This is a genomic window from Streptomyces sp. NPDC058375 (assembly GCF_042723425.1).
In the GTDB taxonomy this organism is placed as follows: Bacteria; Actinomycetota; Actinomycetes; order Streptomycetales; family Streptomycetaceae; genus Streptomyces; species Streptomyces durocortorensis.
The window spans coordinates 1-1,985 of record NZ_JBHXJG010000469.1; the positions used below are offsets into that span (position 1 = coordinate 1).

The window sequence follows — 1,985 nt, forward strand, 5'->3', positions numbered from 1 at the left end:
TGGAACAACTCCCACAACTCGTCCGGCACCAACCGCTCAACGATCCCCACCATGACTCACAGAATACCGAGTCACCCAAATGAGATGACCTCTAAGGACTGTCCGTGGAGCCGCTCCCGGCGGACCGGATGATCGTGAACACGGCCCCCTCCGGGTCCGCGACCGTCGCCAGCCGGCCGCTCGACCCCTCGCGCGGCGGCTGCAGGACGCGTCCGCCCAGCTCGACCACCCGGGCCGCGGCCCGGTCGGTGTCGGCGACCTCGAAGTACGTCATCCAGTGCGGCCCCCGGTCGCGCGGCAGCGCGTGGCCGACGCCGTGCAGGGCCGCCACCGCCACATCGTCCAGGTGCAGCGTCTGGTAGTCGAAGTCGGCCGAGAGCACCGCCTCCGTCTCGTAGCCGAAGACCGTCTGGTAGAACTTCGCGACCATCGAGGTCTCCCGGGTCACCAGCTCGTTCCAGACGGGGGTGCCGGGTACGCCCGCCGTCATCGTGCCGATGTGCTCCGAGCCCTGCCAGATGCCGAAGACCGCCCCGCTCGGGTCCGAGGCGATGGCGAGCCGCCCGGCCTCGCCCGCGTCCAGCGGGCCGACCGCGACCGTCCCGCCGCAGGAGCGGATGGCCTCCGCTGTGACGTCGGCGTCGTCCGTGGCGAGGTAGGTGGTCCAGGCGATCGGGAGATGCCGGTCGGGCGGCAGCTGGCCGATGCCCGCGACCTCATCGCCGTGCAGCAGCCCGCGGACGTAGGGGCCCAGCTGTTCGGGCCCCGGCTGGAACTCCCAGTCGAACAGGGCCCCGTAGAACTCCTGGGTCGTGGTCAGGCCGTGCACGATCAGACTCACCCAGCAAGGTGTTCCGGGCGTACGCCGGGCGGCAGCCTCGGTCATCGTCTTCTCTCTCCTCGGACCGTTGTGGTGGCCGTGCGGGGGAACGGCACTGGGACGCCGTCCCGGGTAGGGAAGCGGTCCGCGTGCCCCGTGCAGATGCTTGCACCCCCCGGCGCGGGAGACGCATCGGCCGCGCCGCGTCGTCCGGGTTCTGGACGAAGGACGGCAGGATTCTCGCCGGCCGTCCCCTTCGACGCTGTTACGGGTGCCTGCCCCGCTGCGCGAGGATGGCACCCATGAAGCCCATCATCACCGCATCCGAATGCGCGAGCGAGTCGGCCGGGCCGCGGCCGCCGGTGCTCCTGGACGTCCGCTGGCAGCTCGGCGGCCCGAACGGCCGTCCCGACTACGAGGCCGGCCATCTGCCCGGCGCGGTCTTCGTCGACCTCGACACGGAACTGGCCGGCCCGGCGGGGGACGGCGGCCGCCACCCCCTCCCGGACCCGGAGGCCTTCGGGTCCGTGATGCGCCGGGCCGGGGTCGGCCAGGACACCCCCGTCGTGGTGTACGACGGCGGGCAGGGCTGGGCCGCGGCGCGCGCCTGGTGGCTGCTGCGCTGGACGGGGCACGGGAACGTACGGGTCCTGGACGGGGGTCTCGCCGCCTGGACGGGCGACCTCTCCACGGAGATCCCGCACCCCGCCGAGGGCGATTTCCGGCCGAAGCCGGGGGCCCTGCCCACCCTGGACGCGGAAAGTGCGGCGGCCTTCGCCCGGTCGGGTCTGCTGCTGGACGCGCGGGCGGCGGAGCGCTACCGGGGCGACGTGGAGCCGATCGACCGTGTCGGCGGCCATATCCCCGGCGCCGTCTCCGCGCCGACCACGCAGAACGTCGACGCGGACGGGCGTTACCTCCCGCCCGACCGGCTCGCCGCGCGGTTCGCCGGCCTCGGGGCGGAGGGCAGCACCCGAGGCGTGGGCGTCTACTGCGGATCCGGGGTCTCCGGCGCGCACGAGGTGCTGGCCCTGGAGATCGCCGGCCTCACCGGCGTCCTGTACCCGGGCTCCTGGTCCGAGTGGTCCTCGGACCCCGCCCGGCCGGTCGCCACGGGGCCCGAGCCCCAGTAGCCCCGCCGTACGACGGGCGGACGGTAAGGAAG

2 protein-coding genes are annotated in these 1,985 nt (G+C 73.6%); one reads left to right on the forward strand and one right to left on the reverse strand.

Annotated features, from left to right (window positions below):
- Positions 1-91: 91 nt before the first annotated feature.
- On the reverse strand, positions 92-886 hold the full coding sequence (locus tag ACFWM7_RS35115; RefSeq protein WP_383268802.1) for a VOC family protein: 795 nt from the start codon (positions 884-886) through the stop codon (positions 92-94).
- A gap of 236 nt (positions 887-1,122) precedes the next feature.
- Here ACFWM7_RS35115 and ACFWM7_RS35120 point away from each other — a divergent pair, with 236 nt between their 5' ends.
- Positions 1,123-1,953, forward strand: a complete 831-nt coding sequence (locus ACFWM7_RS35120) for a sulfurtransferase (RefSeq protein ID WP_383268804.1) — start codon at positions 1,123-1,125, stop codon at positions 1,951-1,953.
- The last annotated feature ends 32 nt before the right edge of the window (positions 1,954-1,985 follow it).

Bases quoted from the DNA above. Each gene is read 5' to 3' on its own strand.
- ACFWM7_RS35115 (WP_383268802.1), bottom strand. From the start codon at position 886: ATGACCGAGGCTGCCGCCCGGCGTACGCCCGGAACACCTTGCTGGGTG.
- ACFWM7_RS35120 (WP_383268804.1), top strand. From the start codon at position 1,123: ATGAAGCCCATCATCACCGCATCCGAATGCGCGAGCGAGTCGGCCGGG.